We start from the raw sequence: 19,411 nt of genomic DNA, 5'->3' as shown, positions 1-19,411 counted from the left end.
CAGGCTCCCCTTTTTTAAAAACGCTCATACCGTCATTTACTTGAATAGCTATAAGCTCCCGTATATTCTAGTACTGCCTCTCTAATATGGGTAAAAGTTTCTCTCATCAATGTTTCATCTTCTTCCAGCAACGTCACTCGAAAACCCTGTAAATCTGAACAGAAAGAAGAAACTGGCACCACACAAACTCCTTTAGATGCTAGCAGGTAGTATACAAAGCGCTTGTCAAGTGACATATTAGGGTCACTTTCCAACCAGCCATCTAACAGTGCCTTTACTTTCGGATCTTCAATTTCAATCTCCTGTCCCTTTTTCAGTACTTCATCCTTAAAGATGATGGTATTGTAAAATGCGCCAAATGTCTCGTTAAAATGAAGCTGTGGCAAGTCCCCAAGTAATTCTGTAATCAGTTTACTACGCTGACCGATTTTCTCATTAAGTGCATCACGGTATGGTTGATAACGCTCATCAGACAGAATAAGTGGAATAGCAAGCTGTGGCAACTTAGTGGCACATACCTCAATCATTTTGGCATTGTCAAGTGTATTACAAAGCCTGTTAAATTGCTCATCCTTATCACGGTTATAATACTCCATCCATCCACAGCGAGACCCCGGCCAAGGTAGTTCTTTAGAAATACCATTCAGCGATATACCAGGCACATCCTCAATGTACTCAGCTAGCTTATAAGCCTTGGCACCATTATATGTGATATTCGAATAAATTTCATCACATACCAAAAACAGGTCAAACTCCTTCGCGATCTCCACAAACCGCTGTAGAATCTCCAAAGGATAAACCATTCCTGTAGGGTTATCAGGATTGATAATCAGAATCCCAACAATATTCGGATTATACTTCACCTTCAGATATAGGTCATCCATATCTGGATACCAGTTATTTTCAGGATCCAGTTTATAAGTGAGTGGATGCGCATTGGCATGTGCGCCTTCTGCTGATGAATGTGTTGAATAAGCAGGTGATGGACCTATAATACGAGAAGAAGGTACCAGAAACTGATATAGCTTTGCAATGGCATCTCCCAATCCATTAAAGAAAAGTATATCATCCGCAGTAATCTGTACACCATTTAGCTGGTTTGTTCTTTCTGCCAAAAACTCTCTTGTGGCCAAAACACCTTTGGAATGACAATAACCATATGTGGCATCCTCTTGGGCTAATTCTCCAATTATTTCTTTCATCCAGGCGGCCATACGATGGTTCTTCTGGATAGGGTCACCAATATTCTCCCAGTAAATCTCTTTGCCGAGTTTCTGGAGTTGTTCCGCTTTTTTTACGATGCCACGAATTTCATAATTCAATTCATCAGCACCTGCTCTCAACAGTTTCTGCCTCATATCGCGTGCAAATTTGTTCTTCCAAATGTGTCGTCGGTTGCCAAAAGAGGTACTTTGAAGTTCAACCTTCAATACATTCTTTTCAGCTACAAATGACTTTTATAGTTAATCATTCAAATATTTTACTCTTTTCTTTAAAAATGAAAAGAAAAACCAATAAATATTCAACAAATATTAAAATCATGCTTTCATGATAATCCGCCCATTGGTAAGCCCAATAAGAAAGGATAACTGTAAATGACCAGATCAAGGGGTACTTGAACTCAGAAACGACACCTAACATTACCAATGTAGTAAGGTACCATGGGTGGACTATCGGAGACATTAATAGATAGACTGTCAGCACAACTAGGACATTCTTTATGTACCCATTAAGACCATTCTTGTCAAAATATGATTTTACCATCAAGGTCAGAATGACTGTCACTGTAACCAATGATAAAGCAGGTCCTGCTTTGGCTATGATATTGTATCCTTTTACCTGAAAACCGATCCACCTGACCACATAATAGAAAGACGCATTGAACTCAAACTTCCTAAAATATAAGTCTACACTTTCAACCAGATGTTGGAGTGTTTCAAAATCAATATATGGAAGGAATGCCATGATTGTGATCCCCCCTACTACCAGGTAATAAAGCAATGCTTTACGCCAACCAAGATAAAAAAGCAATAAGGGTAAAAACATTAAAGGTAACAGTTTGGCACATACAGCCACTGCAAATAAAAGTGCAGATATGAACAGGTTTTGCCTTTTTAGATAATAAAACGAGCCTATAAGTCCCATCACCATCCACACTTCAGGGTGGAGATTCCCTGTCAGTTCAATAATCACTAGAGGGTTAAGTGCATAAAGAGATAGTTTCTTCGTGCTTTTATCTAAGAAATGGAATAACAGTATACAGGTACAAGCTTCAACAAGTAGCGTAACAAACCGCATAGCAACTACGGCTGATAGCATTCCCCCTTTCTGATAGAAAAATGCACCCAAGGTAAACCACACCTGACATACTGGTGGATAGATTGTAAAGAATTCAGGGGAATTCATCTGCTTATAAAGAAACTCATCCTGTACCAACGCATGGCTTCCCATATTCATCCATTCTGAAGGCACTTTTTCAAATGGATTCCCCCCTTCAAGGTTGAGTATTCCATCCCAAATAAAACGGTAAATATCATCTGAGTGAGTTGGGATTGCAAAAAGCAAAATGGCTCTAAAAGCCATGATTGCTATCCATATGTCTCTATTATTTGGTTTTGATTTTATCATTAACCAATACATCAAAAACAATCCACCCCAAATCAGAATCAACGTAAAAAAATGTTCCCTAGGGCTTTCATACATCAGCCAATAGTAACCTACTAGTGACAGCAAAAGCAGCAAGTAAAAAGCTAATTTTTTATTTTGCCCTATTTGAAGCTTCTCAAACATTTTTAGCATTAGTTTGTTTCAAGTTTTATTATGCCAAAGGTACAGTTGAAATAGTGCTTATCCTTTTATACCAGCTAGTCTTTTCTTCTTTAAAAAGCTCCCCTTGCGATTTCTAAAAGAGAAAAGCTTTAAAATTAATATTCCACTAGAAATCATCTGCAAGTCAGATTAGTTTATGGCTTTTAGCAAGCAAGAAAAAACCATTCTTTACCTGCTGGCATCTGTTAGCTTTACCAATATTTTGGACTTCATGGTTATGATGCCTTTAGGGCACGAATTTCAAACTGTCTTCTCATTATCACCTCCACAATGGAGTACTGTTGTATCTGCTTATACTTTTGCCGCTGGTATCTCAGGAGTTACCTCTATTTTCTTTATTGATAAAATTGAGCGAAAGCGCTTCCTATTGACCTTATATATTGGTTTTATTATAGGAACCATATTCTGTGGCCTTGCTCAAGGGTACTATACATTGGTTGCAGCCAGAGCATTTACTGGGATTTTTGGAGGTGTAATCAATGCGCTACTGTTTGCACTGGTTGGAGACCTAATCAAACCACAGGACAGAGGCAAAGGCATTGGGATCTTGATGATGGGCTTTTCTCCTGCCTCAGCTTTGGGAGTTCCCTTCGGACTGTACTTTGGCGTAACGTTTAGTTGGCGGGTACCATTTTTTGCTATTGCAGCGATGGGATTAGTTTTGTTGGTTTTGCTTTTTCGCTATATTCCCGTAGTGGATACACATGTAAAGTTGAATAAAGGGCAATCCCCACTCCCACAACTATTACAGGTATTTAAAAACCCAAATCAGCTTAAAGCTCTTGCCGGTGCTTTCGCTATGTTTTGCGGACACTTTATCATTGTACCATTTCTTGCTCCTTATATGGTTTCCAACGTTGGTTTTGAAGAAGTACAGTTAACTTGGATCTACTTTGCCGGCGGTGTGATCACTATCTTCACTTCTCCGTTTATTGGGAAGCTTTCAGACCAAATTGGCAAGTTTCCTGTTATGGCTATTTTAGCTTTTCTCGCTACAATACCTATGGTCATCATTACAAACCTTGAATCTGCTCCAGTTTGGTTCGTCCTGATATTTACCACTGTTTTCTTTATTACAGGAGGAAGGTCAATCCCTGGAAATGCCATTATTCTCAGTACAGCGCTTCCTGCTCAACGAGGAAGCTTTATGAGTATCAGAGCTGCAGTACAACAATTTGCTTCAGCTACAGCTGCATTCAGTGCTGGTTTTATCCTCACTCAAACACCTGATGGCAAATATGACCACTATGAAATAGCGGGCTATGTGGGCGTTTTACTGACCATTATTTCTGTTATTATTTTGAAAAAAGTCAAAGAGCAATATTGAAGGATTTCCTCCAATAAATACAAATCCATGATTTGTTTATTATATTGGGGATTATTCTAAAAGACTATTCCTGATTGTTTTTATTGAAAACTTCCGGTTTAGCAAAAAACTAAATACGTGATAGAGTAACATAGATTTGTTCGGAAGAAGCCTCATGTGTGTTTAGCTATTTAATTAGGTTGGCTATCTAAAAGCTTCCGTTCTTTTCCATTTTTATGTCCAACTGATAGTCAAGCCTTTCAATAAACTATCCAAATTTAATTTCAAGTTATTTATGCAGTTTTTGATGAGTCATTATGACAGGATTTTGCAACAAGTCAATCAGCTAGAATTGCCTCAAATTATTATATGGGCAGCTCCTGTCATGTTTCTTCTTGTAATGATTGAGTTCATCTACTCAATTAAGCGTAACAAGAATCTTTACAATAAATACGATCTGGCAGCCTCTGTTGGAATTGGTCTGACAAACGTCCTGATTAACTCCATCATCAAAGGAATTATTTTCGTACTGGTATATACTGCTTATGAGTTTGCTCCTTTTAAGTTACCTTCAAGTTGGTGGACAATCATTCCATGTCTGATTGCTATTGATTTTGCTCGTTATTGGGCGCACAGAGTTGCGCACGAAAATCGATTTTTCTGGGCTACTCACGTACCGCACCATTCGTCCGAATATTATAACCTTTCAGTATCATTCCGTCTTTCTTGGATTCAGTTTGTAAAGTTTATATTCTTTGTGCCCGTAGCAGCAATGGGCTTTGATCCTTTTATTTTCTTTATCGCTCACCAGATTGAAGTACTTTATCAGTTTTGGATACATACTGAAGTTATCCGTAAACTACCAAGACCTATTGAGTATATTTTTGTTACGCCTTCACACCACAGGGTACACCATGCTAGGAACCCTAAATATATTGACAAAAACTATGGATCTACTTTGATTATTTGGGACAGAATGTTCAACACATTTCAACCTGAAGAGGAGCAACCAGATTATGGCATTACAAAACCTGTAAACAGCTACAACCCTGTTACACTTGTATTCCATGAACTCGTAGATATTCTTAAAGATATGGGTAAAACCAAAGGACTGAAAAACAAAATCAAGATCCTCTTAGGAAGACCTTAAGAATATTTTGAAAAGAAAAAGCCGCAAGCATCAAACTTGCGGCTTTTTTATATCGTGAAAATTATGATTTCTATCTGTTTCTGCCATACTGCTCATGAGAGGATACCCAATCGGAAGATGATATAGCTGAGGCTAGCGAAATCTCTCCTGCCAAGGCAACAGCTGCCACTATTTCTGCAAACTTATATACCTTATCCTTTCCAAAACAGTCCAACAACTCAAGGCATTCCTTTTGTGTACCGATTCCGGTTCCACCACCATATGTAGCCACGATCAACGATGGAATTGTCAGAGAAAGATAAAGGTCTCCCTCTTTTGTCAGTTCGGTGTAAATAATACCAGCCGAAGACTCAGATACGTTTGCCACATCCTGACCTGTTGCAATAAACATCGCTGTAATGCCATTGGCAGAGTGTAATCCATTATTATTTACTCCTGACAAGAATGAGCCTATTGAAGCTACTCGGTTGTGATAATCAAGCTGAGCAGGCTCTACCCTCATCACCTGTTCAAGTACTTCTTTCTTGATCGTTACTTCCGCCGTTACACGCTTGCCCCTCGTACGCATAATATTGATCTGAGAGGCTTTCTTATCGGTAGCAAAATTTGACTCAAGGTAAAAGTTTTTGATACCACCTTTGTAATGATCCAAAATCCAGCCGCATGCTGCAAATGTTGCTCTACCAACCATATTCTGTCCAGCTGCATCACCCGTCTTAAAATTGAAACGGAGGAAGGCAAATTTGTTGGAAAGGTAATGATCTATATATGTCAGTTTAGCTATTGATGAGGTAGCTTCAGCCTCTTCTCTTATCTTATCAAAGTTGTCTTTTATCCATTGGACAAAATCACGTGCACCTCTGGCATCATCAAAAACAAACACAGGTGCTCGCTGCATGGCATCATCCTGTACGGTTGACTTGATGCCACCACACATATTTGCCACTTTCATACCCCTATTGTAAGAGGCAACCAAGGTTCCTTCCGTTGTAGCCATCGGGATCAGAAACTCCCCTTTTGCATGCTCCCCATTTACCTTGATTGGACCTGCAATTCCCATTGGGACTTGTGCTACGCCCATAAAGTGCTCAATATTTCCTTGAAGGGAGTGCGGGTCAATGCTATACTGATTAATATGCTGAATGCTTTTTCCTGTCTGTTCTTTTAGGAAATCCTGACGTGTTTTGATTGCATCATCCGAATAGTCATCCTCATCATTACGAGGGATTTTAACTTCAAAGTCTTTTTTGTCTGTAATCACATCATCGACACTGACTTTTAATTTCCCAAAAGGTTCTGCTTTGAATTCCAAATCAATGGTGTGCTTTTCGGCAGGAAGCGGAGATATCTCCTTCATCAGTAGCGTTACTACTTTTCTTAATGGAAAATCCAACTCTCCAGCATGTTTCAGTTCCAAGGCGGCAATCGCTTCCTTGTCTCCAAAGAGAATGGATACATCTTCCAGTGGAATGGGTTTTTTGTTGAGTTTTACACTGAGAATCTCAAGGAGCTTAGCGTCTTTAAGTCTATTTTTCAAAGAAAACTTCACCCCTCCATCAACGTTAGTTAGGCTTCCTCTTGTGTAGAGCTGTTTCAGTAAAATGCTAGGAATAAACATTGGGATCTCTGTTTGAGTTATTGTTGTTCGTCTAAATTAATAGTCATGATTGATAGTAAAGCAAGAATGTCATATTCCCGTAAAAATCCTAATAAATGTTATTAGAAAGTCTGATATTTGGTACAATTCTAATCTACATCATTTAATAATCAGAGAATACAGCGCATATTTGCTTTTAACTCATCTTTATTATTATACTAATAAATATTGAAATAATACAATTATGAAGATATTAATTCTAAATGGCCCAAACCTCAACCTGCTTGGAAAAAGAGAACCTGAAATATACGGAAAACAAAGTTTTGAAGACTACCTTATTGACATCAAAGCCGCTTTCCCTTCTGTTGAGATTAGATATGAACAATCCAACTCTGAAGGTAAACTGATTGACTTTATCCATGAAGTCGGTTTTGCCTATGACGGAATAGTGTTGAATGCAGGCGCTTATACACATACATCTGTTGCTATAGGAGATGCGATAGCTGGCGTTAATACTCCTGTTGTGGAGGTACATATTTCAAATGTCCATGCCCGAGAGGAATTTAGACACAAAAGCTTTCTTGCTAAAAACTGTATTGGGGTCATGGCTGGTTTTGGCCTTTACGGTTACCAAATGGCAATCGACTTTTTGATAAAAAGAAAGTAATAAAAAAACATAGATGGCTTTGCTTCAAATACAACTCCATCTATGTTTCGCTTTTGAATTTAGTAAGTCAGTAATTTTACTAACATAACTTCACGTAACTACCTAAGAATACTAGAGAGTCACCGTATTTCTCCAAAATTTGCTGAACTTTTTCATCTTGATAGTGCCCATCAAAATCAATCAAGAACCAGTACTTAAAACTATCCTTGATTCTTGCAGGACGACTCTCAATCTTAGTAAGGTTCAGATCCCTGAAACTGAATTCTTTCAGGAAATCCACCAATGCTCCTGGTCTGTCTGACAATTTGGCTAGAATGGACGTCTTATCATTTTCACTCTTCTGATTCAATACATCCTGTGCAAGAATCAAAAAGCGCGTTGTATTATGCTTACTGTCTTCAATATTATCAAACAGAATAGGCAGACCGTACAACTTCGCTGCTATATGGGAACAGATTGCTGCAGAGTTTTCATTTTCCAAAGCCAACTTAGCTGCCTTAGAAGTTGAAGCTACTTCTACAAGCTTTATATCATCTCCAAAGTAGTCTTGTATAAATTCACGACACTGTCTGAAAGCAATATCCTTTGAATAAATCTTCTTGATTTTTTTAGGGTTGTCTTCCATACTGGCAAAGGTAAAATTGATTGCCATTGGAATTTCAGCCACGATCTTTACATCACGCTCACAAAGCATGTCAATCGTTTCAGCAACAGACCCCTCTTGGTTATTTTCGATAGGTACGACACCAAACCTTACTCGTCCTGTCTCTACATTATCAAACACTGACTTGATGGTTCTCAATGAAATATACTCACTCATGGCACCAAATCGACTCTCTGCAGCCTGATGGGTAAAGCTACCTTCAGGCCCCAAATATGCTACCTTTTCTGGCAGTTCGATGTTACGGCTTACCGCAAAAATCTCCAAAAAGATTGCTTCAATCGCTGATCTGCTCAACATCCCCTGACTCAGCTCAGTCAGACGGTCAATAATTGCCTTTTCTCTTTCTGGTCTGTAGATAATTGACTTTTCATGCTTTTTTAGCTCTCCAACTGCCTTTACCACTTCCATCCTTTTGGAAAGCAGATCTAGCAGTTGGTCATCCAGTCCATCAATCTTTCCTCTGAGTTCATTTAAATCCATTGTATTCATCAATTCAGTTATAAACACACTTACAGCTAGGCTTCATAAAAAAATAGTGAAACCATTTTCAGGTACACTCAAGCTTTTCACCTAGAAAAAAAGCTGCTCAGAACTTAATCCGAGCAGCCAATATAAGTAGAAATATTTTTTATCGTCTTCTATTGCCTAATGTTATTGTAGTACCTCTCCTACCTCAACGCCATCTGAAGCAATCAAGCCGTCTTTTAATCTAATTACACGGTCTGTCATGTCAGCAATATCGTTCTCATGTGTCACAATAACAATGGTTTTTCCCATTCTATTAACTTCCTTGAAAAGCTCCATGATATCATAGGATGTCTGAGTATCCAATGCTCCTGTTGGTTCATCGGCAAGAATCACTTTCGGGTCTGCAATAAGTGCTCTTGCAATAGCAACACGCTGTTTTTGACCACCTGACATTTCAGAGGGATAATGATGAGCCCATTTGCCTAACCCAACTCTCTCCAAGTAGTCCAAAGCAATCTCATTCCTTTTACTCCTACTGACTTGCTGATAATATAGCGGCAATGCTACATTTTCAATTGCATTCTTGAAAGGAAGCAAGTTAAATGACTGGAATACAAACCCTAGAAACTTATTACGGTAATAAGCAGATTTTGACTGGGATAAGTTTTTCATCAGGTTTCCTGCCAGTTTATATTCTCCGCCATCATAGTCGTCCAATATTCCTAGAATATTCAACAAGGTTGACTTGCCTGAACCGGAAGACCCCATAATGGAAACAAACTCTCCTTCTTCAATATTTAGGTTTATTCCTTTCAATACTTGAAGGCTCTGCCCTCCAGTATGATAAGATTTTGTAATATCACTCAGGTGAATCATAATAAAATGTTTGGGTAATTTGACACTTACTAAAATTATGCTTGTTTTTATAATCAGTTGATTAAGCTAATAATTATTCAATTCTGAGCAAAATAAAATTATATTTCAAACCCTTCATTAAGGTTTTAAAACAAAAAAACTCCCTCAGCTATAATATTGAGGGAGTTTTTGTAATGAAGAAAACTGAATGGTCTTATCTCTTAAAGCCAAGTACAGCCGCTCCACAATAACTTTTTGAGTCCTTAAAAGTAAAGCTTAAGTAATAAATACCTGTAGCTGTACATTTGTAAGTCCATGAACTCATAAACTTGTTATTGTAATAACTTGAAACAATTTTCTCTCTTCTTGAATCATAAAGTGTTCCGATCAGACCTTTAGCACCACCGTCTTTACCTGTCAAGGTAATCTGGTAGCTCGTATCTTTAGCAAAAACACAAGTATATTCTATTTTTTTCCTAGTACCGTTTCTACCATCAATTCTATAACTTTTAGAGAACTGATATCCTTGTGAAAGGGACTTCATACTTTTGGTAACATATAGCTCTGCATTACACTGGGCATTTGCCTCAGGTGAGAAAAAGAGAGCCATAACTCCAATAACGAAAAGTGCAAAAAGATTTCTCATTTATATCACCAGTTTTTTTATTTCCAAAAAATAAATTTAGTTGGATTACGTGTTTAAGCTATCCTTACTTTACAATTTTGTCCCTGATTGATTTCAGAAGCACAGTGATTTTCTGAACATCTGCCTCAGTTACTTTTACGATTGTTTTCTCACCTGAAACTACAACCAAAACTCCATCAACTTCTTTCATAGATGGTTTTCCGTAGATACGCTCTACTTCAATCTGATCGTAAATTTCTTGAAGATAAGTAAGGTCTCTAATCAAGTCACCAAATCCTGGTTTAGATTTATAGATATCCAAAACAAGCAGCAATTGCTCCAACACGATTTTCTGGTCACCGATCTTCTCTTTCAGCACATCGTTTTCAACTCTTTGGTTTACAAGAGTTGTCAAGTAAACAGCTTCAATCCAACCACCAGTCAAACAAAGAATACTAATATCCTCTCTTTTTCTTTCTCTCAGGTGTTCGTTGATTTTCTCAAAGTTGTAAGTTGTTTTTCTAATCAACTCATCCAACTTTCCTGAGCTTTCAGCCAATTGCTTGATCTCATTGTACTCGAAGAAAGCACCAATTCCCAAGCCATCAGCAAGTTTTTTAACTGAATTCAGGTAACTAATAGCATCCTGGTTCTTACCATAGATATTTGCATAACCTAAGTCAGTACCGTAGATACCCAAGTTCAATGCTTTTTGAAAAGCAGTATTATATCTTGATACTGAATTCGGATCATTCAAATCTGCTTTATTATAAACAGTCCCCACCTCTTTGATCAAAACAGAAATTTCAAGTGGAGAAGGAATTGACTGAAGCACCTCCTCTACTGGCAAAACGTCTTGTTGGTAAGGTTTACCTGTATTTTCCTTAACTGGTTTAGCTTCACCTGAATTAGGTACGTTAGCTAAAGCTTTTACCGAACCAAAAATTGTTGCGGCTGCAGTAAAAATTCCTAGATATACATTTCTCATCATGTCTGCTTTCAGGGTTTGTATATTTGATTTCAGTTCTAAAAGTGTATTCTCTGTAAAAGTTCTGATATCCCCCAAAGATACCAGAAATACAAAATACCTGATTTTCGTTTTTACTTAAACAATCGACCTTTAATATATGACGGAAAGTCGACCAATTTTTTCATCAGATCAAAATATAAAGTTACAAAAAGAACTAATGACATCAGCCAAACTACGACAACATTAAACCAATATGTATCAAAATACATACCGAAGAAATGTTTTTTAGGTGCAAAAAAATGAGATCTGTAATCTAATACTCCATCAACATCTGTTCTAATATTAAATACAGGGTCGACTAATTGCACTATTTTATTATCAACAATTGCAGTCATCTCGATACCACCTGGACTCTTTAATAAATCACTAAGTTTCTCATTATGATGCTGCTTTTGAAGACCTTCAATTGTTTCACCTTCAGGCAATGCCTCAGGGAGAACCATATATACAGAGTCTTTCTTTTCTAAAAAGGCTACCATTTTGTCATTATATGACTGAGCTGCATCAGAGAAAATTTCTCTAAGCCTTTTTATATTTTCTTTTGGTAGAGGAGCTACTTCCATCAATTTGAACGCTTCAGCTTTAACCTCTTCATCAAAATATGCGTCTCGGGTAACTTCACTTCTAAGCACCTCCAACTTCTCTTGTATCAATGGAGCCACAGAGTCATTATAATCAAACCCCATCATCTGGGCTTGCATTAACAGCTCCTGTAACTTTGGCTCCCAGTAAGCTACCTTATAGTTGTTTTGGCTAACAGCCATTTCAAGGTCAAAGAACTTTTCTTCATAAATATTTCCTCTGAACTGTTCTACTGTGATAGCCTCATAACCCCATCGTGATGCCATGATATCTGACAGAAGTGGTGTTTTACCATGCTCACTGATTGAATTGTTCAGTTTAGAAAAATCGAAGATCAACCCACTCAAAATCATTTGAGGGATAAGCAATATCGGGATCAGGATATAAACGGTTACAGCTGAATTAAATCCTGATGAGATATTCAATCCTATCATATTTGCATGACAGGACACTGTAAACAATACCAGCCAGTAAACTATATTCATCCCTTCTATATCCAGGACAAAATTACCGATCAGTACAAATGCAAGTGTTTGAATTCCTGATAAAGCAAATAGAATTATCACTTTTGAGAACAAATAACTCATCCTACTCAAGTTCAGGAAACTCTCCCGTCTTAATATCTTCCTATCCTTTATAATCTCCTCTGCACTTACTGTCATACCCATAAAGAGCGCAACGATAATACAGATAAGGATATAAGCAGGTACGTTCTCATTGTGCTTGAATACATACCCTTCGTCACCGTCCTGAGTATACCGAATAACCCAAGATAATAGCAATGCCAACAGTGGTGCTTCCAACATATTGATCAGCATATACTGTGTATTACTGATCTTAGCCAAGAAGTCCCTTGTAGAGAAAATAGCAGTCTGTTTAAACATTGAAGGGATTTTCAATGTCTTCGGAGGTTGTTCTGTCGCTTCTTCTATCTCAGACTCGACATACTTATCTTGATATAACTGATGCCATTCCGTTGGCTGTACCTTTCTCTTGTTGGTAAATTCACCATATTCATCGACTACCTGCGCTTCAATGATATTAAAGAGCTGCTCTGGGTTCACGTTACCACATGTCCCACACTGTCCTCTATCACTATCAACCTGTCTAGATGCCGACTTAAAGTATGTGATAGCTTCTACAGGGTTTCCATAGAATATTGGATAACCACCTGTATCCAACAACCACATCTTGTCAAACATCTTATAGATGTCTGAAGATGGCTGGTGAATTACTACAAATATCAGTTTGCCTTTTAAAGAAAGTTCCTTCAAAAGGTCAATTACGTTTTCAGAGTCTCTAGATGATAAGCCAGAAGTTGGCTCATCGACAAACATTACAGCAGGCTCACGAATTAGCTCAAGTGCAATGTTCAATCGCTTACGCTGTCCACCACTAATCTTCTTGTTAAGGACATTCCCTACTACAAGGTCAGCGATTCTATCCAAGCCTAAGCTCTCCAAAACATCCATCACTTTCTCATGCATTTCTGCTTCAGGCATATCCTTGAAGCACAACTTTGCATTGTAATAGAGGTTTTGGTATACAGTAAGCTCTTCTATCAGCAGGTCATCCTGAGCGATGTAACCAATTACACCTTCAATATTTTCTTTCTCAGTATGGATGTTATACCCATTGATACGAACTTCTCCTTGTGATGGGGTTTCTAACCCAGCCATCACATTGAGCAATGTAGTTTTACCAGCACCACTTGCCCCCATAATACCAATCAGCCCACCTGAGGTTTCTGCTACATTGATATTACGAAGTCCTAACTCGCCATTTGGAAACCTGAACTCGAGGTCTTCTACGACAAATGTGATATTATCACGGTTAACATCACTATTATATTTACTCACCAAGTCACTGTAATACAAAGGAGCACCTTTAGGTGTTTTGAAAACACTACCAGGAGAAAACAGTAACACTGAATCCTTTGATACATTCTGACCATTCAATGAGATGGCATCCTTACCTGTATATTTTGTAAAGTAAAGCCCAACGCTCTTAACCCTTACAAAGATGATTTCACCATCCAACAGACCAGAGTCGATAAACTTGATCTTGCTACCTTCCGGTGGACGCTCATCATCAAAGATTAGAATATCTTCATGATCAATTCTTGAAGAGTGGCCTTCTGAAACAAACTTCTCAAGTAGTTTGTATTCTTGGGAAGGGATATTAAAGACATCAGCTACAGTGTTGATGATGTCCATTCTCTGAGGAGTGAATGATCGGTCTGAAGCAACGAGTTCCAAAAGCTTAACAAGTACAATGACTTTCTGCTTTTGGTCTAGGGTTTTATTGATCTTACGGCAAAGAGATAATGTTCGCACAGAGTTACGAACACTTACAGCGTCTTCTGCAACATTGACTACTTCAACTTCATCTCCTTGCTCTTTTCTCTTTTTGGCAGCTCTTTGTTTACGCTTTTTTGCACGCTCTTCTTCTTCATTGATGAACTGATCATACAAAGCAACGTATTCCTTGACAGTTTGCTGATCAAGATCTTGCTTGAAAAAGTTGATCACGAAATTACGTTCGGTCTCCGTAATCCCTTCATCTTGACTTGAGATAATGGCAAATAATTGCGTAAGTGCCTTTAGTATTTCCTCACTCATAGGTTTTGTTCACCAAGTTCTTAACCAAATCTTGCTTGTAAACAAGTACAAACTCAACCAAGTTAATTGGTTCTAGTTTCAGCTTAAATTGTACAAGAATTCATACAAATAATGCTATTTATCAAGATATTATTGTATGAGTTTTGTGAAAAAATTAATCTTCAACGGCTCCAACCATTGCAAAAGGGCAACTGCTTGTATAATAAAAACATCTGACAGCTTAGCCCCTAACGAGAAGAATCACTGCCAGATGTTTTATTAGATAATACACAAAAATATTGTGGATTAATATGTTTCAAACTCAAATGGCACTTCAACTAAGTCTGAGAACTCCTCGCCTGCTTCCTCCATATCTTCGTCATCTTCGTGGAAATACCAAACAACTTTGGTTCCTTCCACAGCTTCCAATTTAGACAAGATATCCAGAATCAGCTTAGATGAAGCCGTATTGAAATACTCCAGTTTGAAGTTAAAGACTGTTTCACCATTGGCACTGTCTTTATATTCTTCCAGCCACTCCAAAACAGGATTGAAAAATTCGGCAGAATCCTCAGGAAGTGAACGACCTGAAATCTCAAACACGCCATTTTCCTTATCAAGAATGATTTTTGGAGTATCCTCTGTACCCTCTAGATTTAAAACTTTCATTGCCTTTTTACCTTATTTTTTTCTTGGAACAGTTGTTTTCAATGAAAAGAATGTCAAACTCTCATCAATTGGCTCAAAATCAAAGCGAAGCTTTTGCCCTGACTTCTTAGCCATATCGATAAAACCTAAACCAGCTCCTCCTTTTTCAGACAGTTTGCCGTTTTTGATGACACTTTTGTAAAGCTCTTTCAGACCATCTTTGTCGAGGCCATTAATTTCTTCAAGCTTTGAGGAAATGACCGCCACATCGTTGTTCATTACAGCATTCCCTGATGTAATGAAGTAAGCATGATCTTTTTTACCAATCATGAAGATTGCATTGTTTTTAGTCATGCTATTCTCTTCAAACTTTTCAGCATGCTTACTGATATTCTGTAAACACTCGACCATCACGTTAAATACTTTACGCTTAGTAGAAGACTCCTCTCCATAAGCATCCATATTACGCTCGGCCATTGACAATACAGATTTAGTAATTTCCTGCGTGAACTCACCCTCATAGACTAATATGAGATCTTTGTCCAGCATTGTTTTATGCAGGTCATAAATGTATTTCATAGTTATTCCCATTAGGGCTCTTAGCCTTTGTTTATATTCAAAAAATACTCTAAAAGTCAGTCTATAGAAGCTAAATAAATCAGCCCCAAAATATAACATTTAACAGTCATTCACAAACCTACAAAAATATCCTTATTTGCAAACAACCTTAGTAGAGATTTACTATGTTCGTAACATATATTAAAACTTCACTCCAATTAGCAAAACGTCATCAGTCTGTCGATTATTTCCTTTCCACTGAATGAAATTATCTTCAAACAGATCTTTCATTTGCGTCATGTCTTTATGTTTACGACTTGAAATTATCTCCCTAACCTTCTGAGGACCAAATTTTTTATTATCATTTCCACCAAACTGGTCTGTTAGTCCATCAGAAAAAAGATAAAGTTCATCTCCAGCATTCATTTCTAATTGTGTAGAAGAAAAAGAATTTTGACTTCTACGTCGACTACCTCCTATGGACAATCGATCTCCTTTTACTTGTATCAGTTGTTCTTCCGATACACTATAGTAGTACAATGGGCGATGAGCTCCCGCATATTCTATTTGGTTGCTCTTGGAGTTTATTTTTAATAACGAGATATCCATACCATCTCGTGTATCACCATTAACATCTTGTCTAAGTGTTTTGGTCACTCCTTCATCCAACCGGTCAAGAACTTCACCAGTCGTCAGTTTATCCCCAGACCCTACAATATCGTTCAATATAAAATAACCTATCAAAGAAATTAATGCGCCAGGTACGCCGTGTCCGGTACAGTCTACAACTGCGATGTAAAGATCATCACCTTTCTTGAAATACCAAGGAAAATCTCCACTAACTACATCTCTAGGTTTATATAAAACAAACGAATCTTTCAATTCTTTTCTTATAACGTCATTATCGGGTAATATTGCACGTTGAATTCGTTGAGCATAATTAATACTCTCTTTAATTTTCTTATTTGTAGATAAAATCTCTAGCTCAGCCTTTTTCCTAGCTGTAATATCGTGGGCAACAAGCAGTACTGACTCTACCTCTCCTACTTCATTAAACTCAGGAATAGCATTTACTAGCACAATTTTACCACCTTCTACTGTTGGGATTTCCATTTCCCTGTCACAGTTACTTTGTGTATTGACGACCTCTGTCACTAAATTATCAAACTCAGCAACAACTCTTTTTGGCAATTCAATTTCCTTTAAGGACTTACCCAATAACAATTCCTGGTTACTCCCTGTATATGCCTTAATAGTAGGATTCACATAGAAGATCACGCCATCTGAGTTAATTCTGAGAATCAAATCACGTGAATTTTCAGATAATGACTGCATCTGACTTCTCATCCGTTTTTCTTGTTCAGCCCTTCTTCTTTCAGTTATATCTCTTGCGTTCATTACAATCCCATTAATTGCAGGATCACTCAAGAGGTTTTTCCCTGTCGCCTCCAGCCAAACTGTACTACCATCTTTCTGTTTAAATTCATATTGGATTGTGTGTGTAGTAGAGGTGTTATCTGAAGCTAACTGTTCAAAAAATTTCTGAAAATGCTGCATACTATCCTGATGTACAAATTCTTGCCCATAACTACCGGTAACCTCATCAGTGGTATAACCAAGGATAGGCTTTACTGAAGGACTGACATACCGTATACTTCCATTTTCCTCAAAAATCGTTATTACTTCTGATGCATTTTCTAACAGCACCTGCATTCTTTTCTGAGAATGACTTACTTCTTTCACTTTTTCTTCGAGCCGATTGTTGGTGCGTTTCAACTCTTCTTGAGTTGCTTCCATTTCTTCTGCATTCTGTCTCAGAATATCCTGTTGAAGCTTGAGTTCCTGACTCATTTTCTGAGATTCTTGCAGTAACCTCACAGTCCTATCATTCACCTTAATATTAAATATTGTTCTAGCAATGATCACACTGATCTCCTCAACAAAAGTAACTTGTACTGGCGTAAAACGACTGAACCCTGCAAACTCCAATACGCCATAGACCTTCTCATTTGCAATAAGGGGCACTATTAAAATGCATTTAGGCTTTTGTTCTCCAAAAAGGCCTGAGGTTATTTTCATATAATCATCAGGAATTTCAACTCTCACAATCGTATCTTGTTCAGCTGCTGCTTGTCCTACCAACCCTTCAGCGAATTTATATGAGCCTTGCAAAAACCTCTTTTTACCATAGGCGTAACTTGCTTTCATTACCAAATTACCATCCAGTAAATCATTATCTGCGTCTGACTCGTAATCCGTATCCGTTACATAAAAAGCACCTTGTAAAGCACTAACTCTAGAGCTTACAAAAGACAGTACTTCACTTCCTAAATCTTCCAGGTTTGAATAAGACCTTAAAATTTGACCAACTTCGGCAACTCCCGATACAATCCAAGTACGTTCACTATCCTTATCTTCTGCACTCTTGATACTATCTCTCATAGCCAACAGGGCATTTCCTAAAGTGTCATCTTCACTCATCGGTTCAAAATCAGACCTGTAATCTCCACGACCTATATCTCCTGCAAAGTTGGCTGTCCGTTTCATTGCATTCACTACATCATGAACAGCTAAACTCATCTCTCCGATTTCATCGTTTTCTGCATTTTCAACAATATTATCAGGAAGAACCCCTCTTGCCACTAAGCTTATATGATTCTTAAGTGCGACAATTGGAGAAGTAAGGTATTTAGAAAAAATCGTTGCTATCAATGTTGATAGAAGGATGATAATTACTGAAGATTGAATAAAAATCAGCACCAATCCATCCAGGCCGTGCTTCACTTCATCATAATCCATTTTCACAACCAAACCCCATTTCACTGAAGGAATAAAATTCCAGTAGGCCAAAGTTTTAACTCCTCGATAATCTATATCATATCCAAAATCATCGGATTCCCCCATAGCAGCTTTCTTGGCGGCATTATTATCAGGTGCTTCCAATAAAATCTCTGTAAGCGCTCCAAAGCTCCTATGCTTTGATGGATTGATAAAAGTTAACCGCTTATCACTCACTCTACTTAACAGTATTTCTCCTGTCTCACCTAATCCAGTATGGCTCTCTACAATAGGAAAAATATTCTTTTCTAAATTGTACAACACGATTACATAACCCAAGCTAACCCCTCCCGTTTTCATCAATGGAGACACTACATATTGGTAAACCTCTTTATCTATAAAAAATGGAGCACCGAAATAAGATTTATCTTCTTTGGACAAACTGATTAGTTTATCGAACTCTTTATTGTTTCTTTCCCCAACTACTATTGAAGTAGGAAAGCGATAGCTAGTATAGAGTACCTTCCCATTATTATCTGTAAGAATAATATTGGTATACCCATTGATCACCTGTTTAGGAAATAACTCTTTATCTAACTCTCCTTTAATATTATAATAAGTGGAGTCTTTGTAAGAACGTAAGTACCTCAACTTTTTCAAGTTATCAACTACAGGTCTAGATTTAGACATGTATTTAATGTTCAAATCTAGCTCCTCGAAAATCTTATCGATTTGCTCCATTTTCATATTACTGATCACACTGAAAGTATCGGAGTATTTCTTCTCAACAGAAGATTTAGTCTGTACATAAGAGAGGTAGCTGATTGCAAACACAGAAATAATTACAACCAGTAGCACCACCAGGGTAATCTTAGTCCTGATTTTTAAATCCCTGAAAAACATAGGTTAGTATTGTATTGAAGAATTATACTGCTTTAAGTATATATTTCGGGTTCTATTAAATAATATACAAAAGCAGCCAGAATGGAAGATGTATGTTTTATAGGTTATTACAACTTAAATAACCCTATAAAACAGTCTAGAAGTGTTATCA

The 19,411-nt window shown here is 37.6% G+C and carries 14 protein-coding genes; 3 read left to right on the top strand and 11 right to left on the bottom strand.

Translation table 11 applies throughout. The features are described 5' to 3' along the window. Window positions 1-32: 32 nt before the first annotated feature. Window positions 33-1,358 carry a pyridoxal phosphate-dependent aminotransferase gene (locus V6R21_RS10735; protein WP_334243552.1) on the bottom strand — a complete coding sequence of 442 codons (1,326 nt, stop codon included), beginning with the start codon at window positions 1,356-1,358 and terminating at the stop codon, window positions 33-35. Between the two features lie 109 nt (window positions 1,359-1,467). Further along, window positions 1,468-2,790, bottom strand: a complete 1,323-nt coding sequence (locus V6R21_RS10730) for a glycosyltransferase 87 family protein (protein ID WP_334243550.1) — start codon at window positions 2,788-2,790, stop codon at window positions 1,468-1,470. A 175-nt stretch (window positions 2,791-2,965) separates the two neighbouring features. On the opposite strand from V6R21_RS10730, the gene V6R21_RS10725 reads away from it, so the two are divergent. Next, entirely contained in the window at window positions 2,966-4,156 is a 1,191-nt protein-coding gene (locus V6R21_RS10725) for an MFS transporter (RefSeq protein ID WP_334243548.1), read from the top strand. A gap of 274 nt (window positions 4,157-4,430) precedes the next feature. Beyond that, window positions 4,431-5,285: a sterol desaturase family protein gene (locus tag V6R21_RS10720; protein WP_334243546.1), complete on the top strand. Its 855-nt coding sequence runs from the start codon at window positions 4,431-4,433 to the stop codon at window positions 5,283-5,285. 70 nt (window positions 5,286-5,355) lie between these two features. On the opposite strand, the gene V6R21_RS10715 is transcribed toward V6R21_RS10720, so the two are convergent. Next, window positions 5,356-6,903: a hydroxymethylglutaryl-CoA reductase gene (locus V6R21_RS10715; RefSeq protein WP_334243542.1), complete on the bottom strand. Its 1,548-nt coding sequence runs from the start codon at window positions 6,901-6,903 to the stop codon at window positions 5,356-5,358. Between the two features lie 223 nt (window positions 6,904-7,126). Between V6R21_RS10715 and aroQ the strand changes: the two genes are divergently transcribed. Then, window positions 7,127-7,549, top strand: a complete 423-nt coding sequence (gene aroQ / locus V6R21_RS10710; RefSeq protein WP_334243540.1) for a type II 3-dehydroquinate dehydratase — start codon at window positions 7,127-7,129, stop codon at window positions 7,547-7,549. Between the two features lie 79 nt (window positions 7,550-7,628). On the opposite strand, the gene pheA is transcribed toward aroQ, so the two are convergent. The 8 genes from pheA to V6R21_RS10670 all read right to left on the bottom strand — a co-directional run bounded on the left by pheA (window position 7,629) and on the right by V6R21_RS10670 (window position 19,260). Then, window positions 7,629-8,693 (bottom strand): prephenate dehydratase, encoded by a 1,065-nt coding sequence (gene pheA, locus V6R21_RS10705; RefSeq protein ID WP_334243538.1) that lies wholly within the window; start codon window positions 8,691-8,693, stop codon window positions 7,629-7,631. Window positions 8,694-8,864: 171 nt separating this feature from the next. After that, complete coding sequence (locus V6R21_RS10700) at window positions 8,865-9,557, bottom strand: ABC transporter ATP-binding protein (RefSeq protein WP_334243536.1); 693 nt, start codon at window positions 9,555-9,557, stop codon at window positions 8,865-8,867. Between the two features lie 193 nt (window positions 9,558-9,750). Beyond that, window positions 9,751-10,182 carry a hypothetical protein gene (locus V6R21_RS10695; protein ID WP_334243533.1) on the bottom strand — a complete coding sequence of 144 codons (432 nt, stop codon included), beginning with the start codon at window positions 10,180-10,182 and terminating at the stop codon, window positions 9,751-9,753. 64 nt (window positions 10,183-10,246) lie between these two features. Beyond that, a complete protein-coding gene (locus tag V6R21_RS10690; protein WP_334243531.1) occupies window positions 10,247-11,152 on the bottom strand; it encodes a hypothetical protein in 906 nt (301 codons plus the stop codon). 110 nt (window positions 11,153-11,262) lie between these two features. Further along, window positions 11,263-14,394 carry an ATP-binding cassette domain-containing protein gene (locus tag V6R21_RS10685; protein WP_334243529.1) on the bottom strand — a complete coding sequence of 1,044 codons (3,132 nt, stop codon included), beginning with the start codon at window positions 14,392-14,394 and terminating at the stop codon, window positions 11,263-11,265. A gap of 285 nt (window positions 14,395-14,679) precedes the next feature. Then, window positions 14,680-15,042 (bottom strand): DUF1987 domain-containing protein, encoded by a 363-nt coding sequence (locus V6R21_RS10680; RefSeq protein ID WP_334243527.1) that lies wholly within the window; start codon window positions 15,040-15,042, stop codon window positions 14,680-14,682. A 12-nt stretch (window positions 15,043-15,054) separates the two neighbouring features. Beyond that, window positions 15,055-15,600 carry a SiaB family protein kinase gene (locus V6R21_RS10675; protein WP_334243526.1) on the bottom strand — a complete coding sequence of 182 codons (546 nt, stop codon included), beginning with the start codon at window positions 15,598-15,600 and terminating at the stop codon, window positions 15,055-15,057. A 180-nt stretch (window positions 15,601-15,780) separates the two neighbouring features. Beyond that, window positions 15,781-19,260: a PAS domain S-box protein gene (locus V6R21_RS10670; protein WP_334243524.1), complete on the bottom strand. Its 3,480-nt coding sequence runs from the start codon at window positions 19,258-19,260 to the stop codon at window positions 15,781-15,783. Window positions 19,261-19,411: the final 151 nt, after the last annotated feature.

It is taken from the genome of Limibacter armeniacum (assembly GCF_036880985.1).
In the GTDB taxonomy this organism is placed as follows: domain Bacteria; phylum Bacteroidota; class Bacteroidia; order Cytophagales; family Flammeovirgaceae; genus Limibacter; species Limibacter armeniacum.
This window is presented reverse-complemented; position numbering and strand designations above follow the sequence as displayed.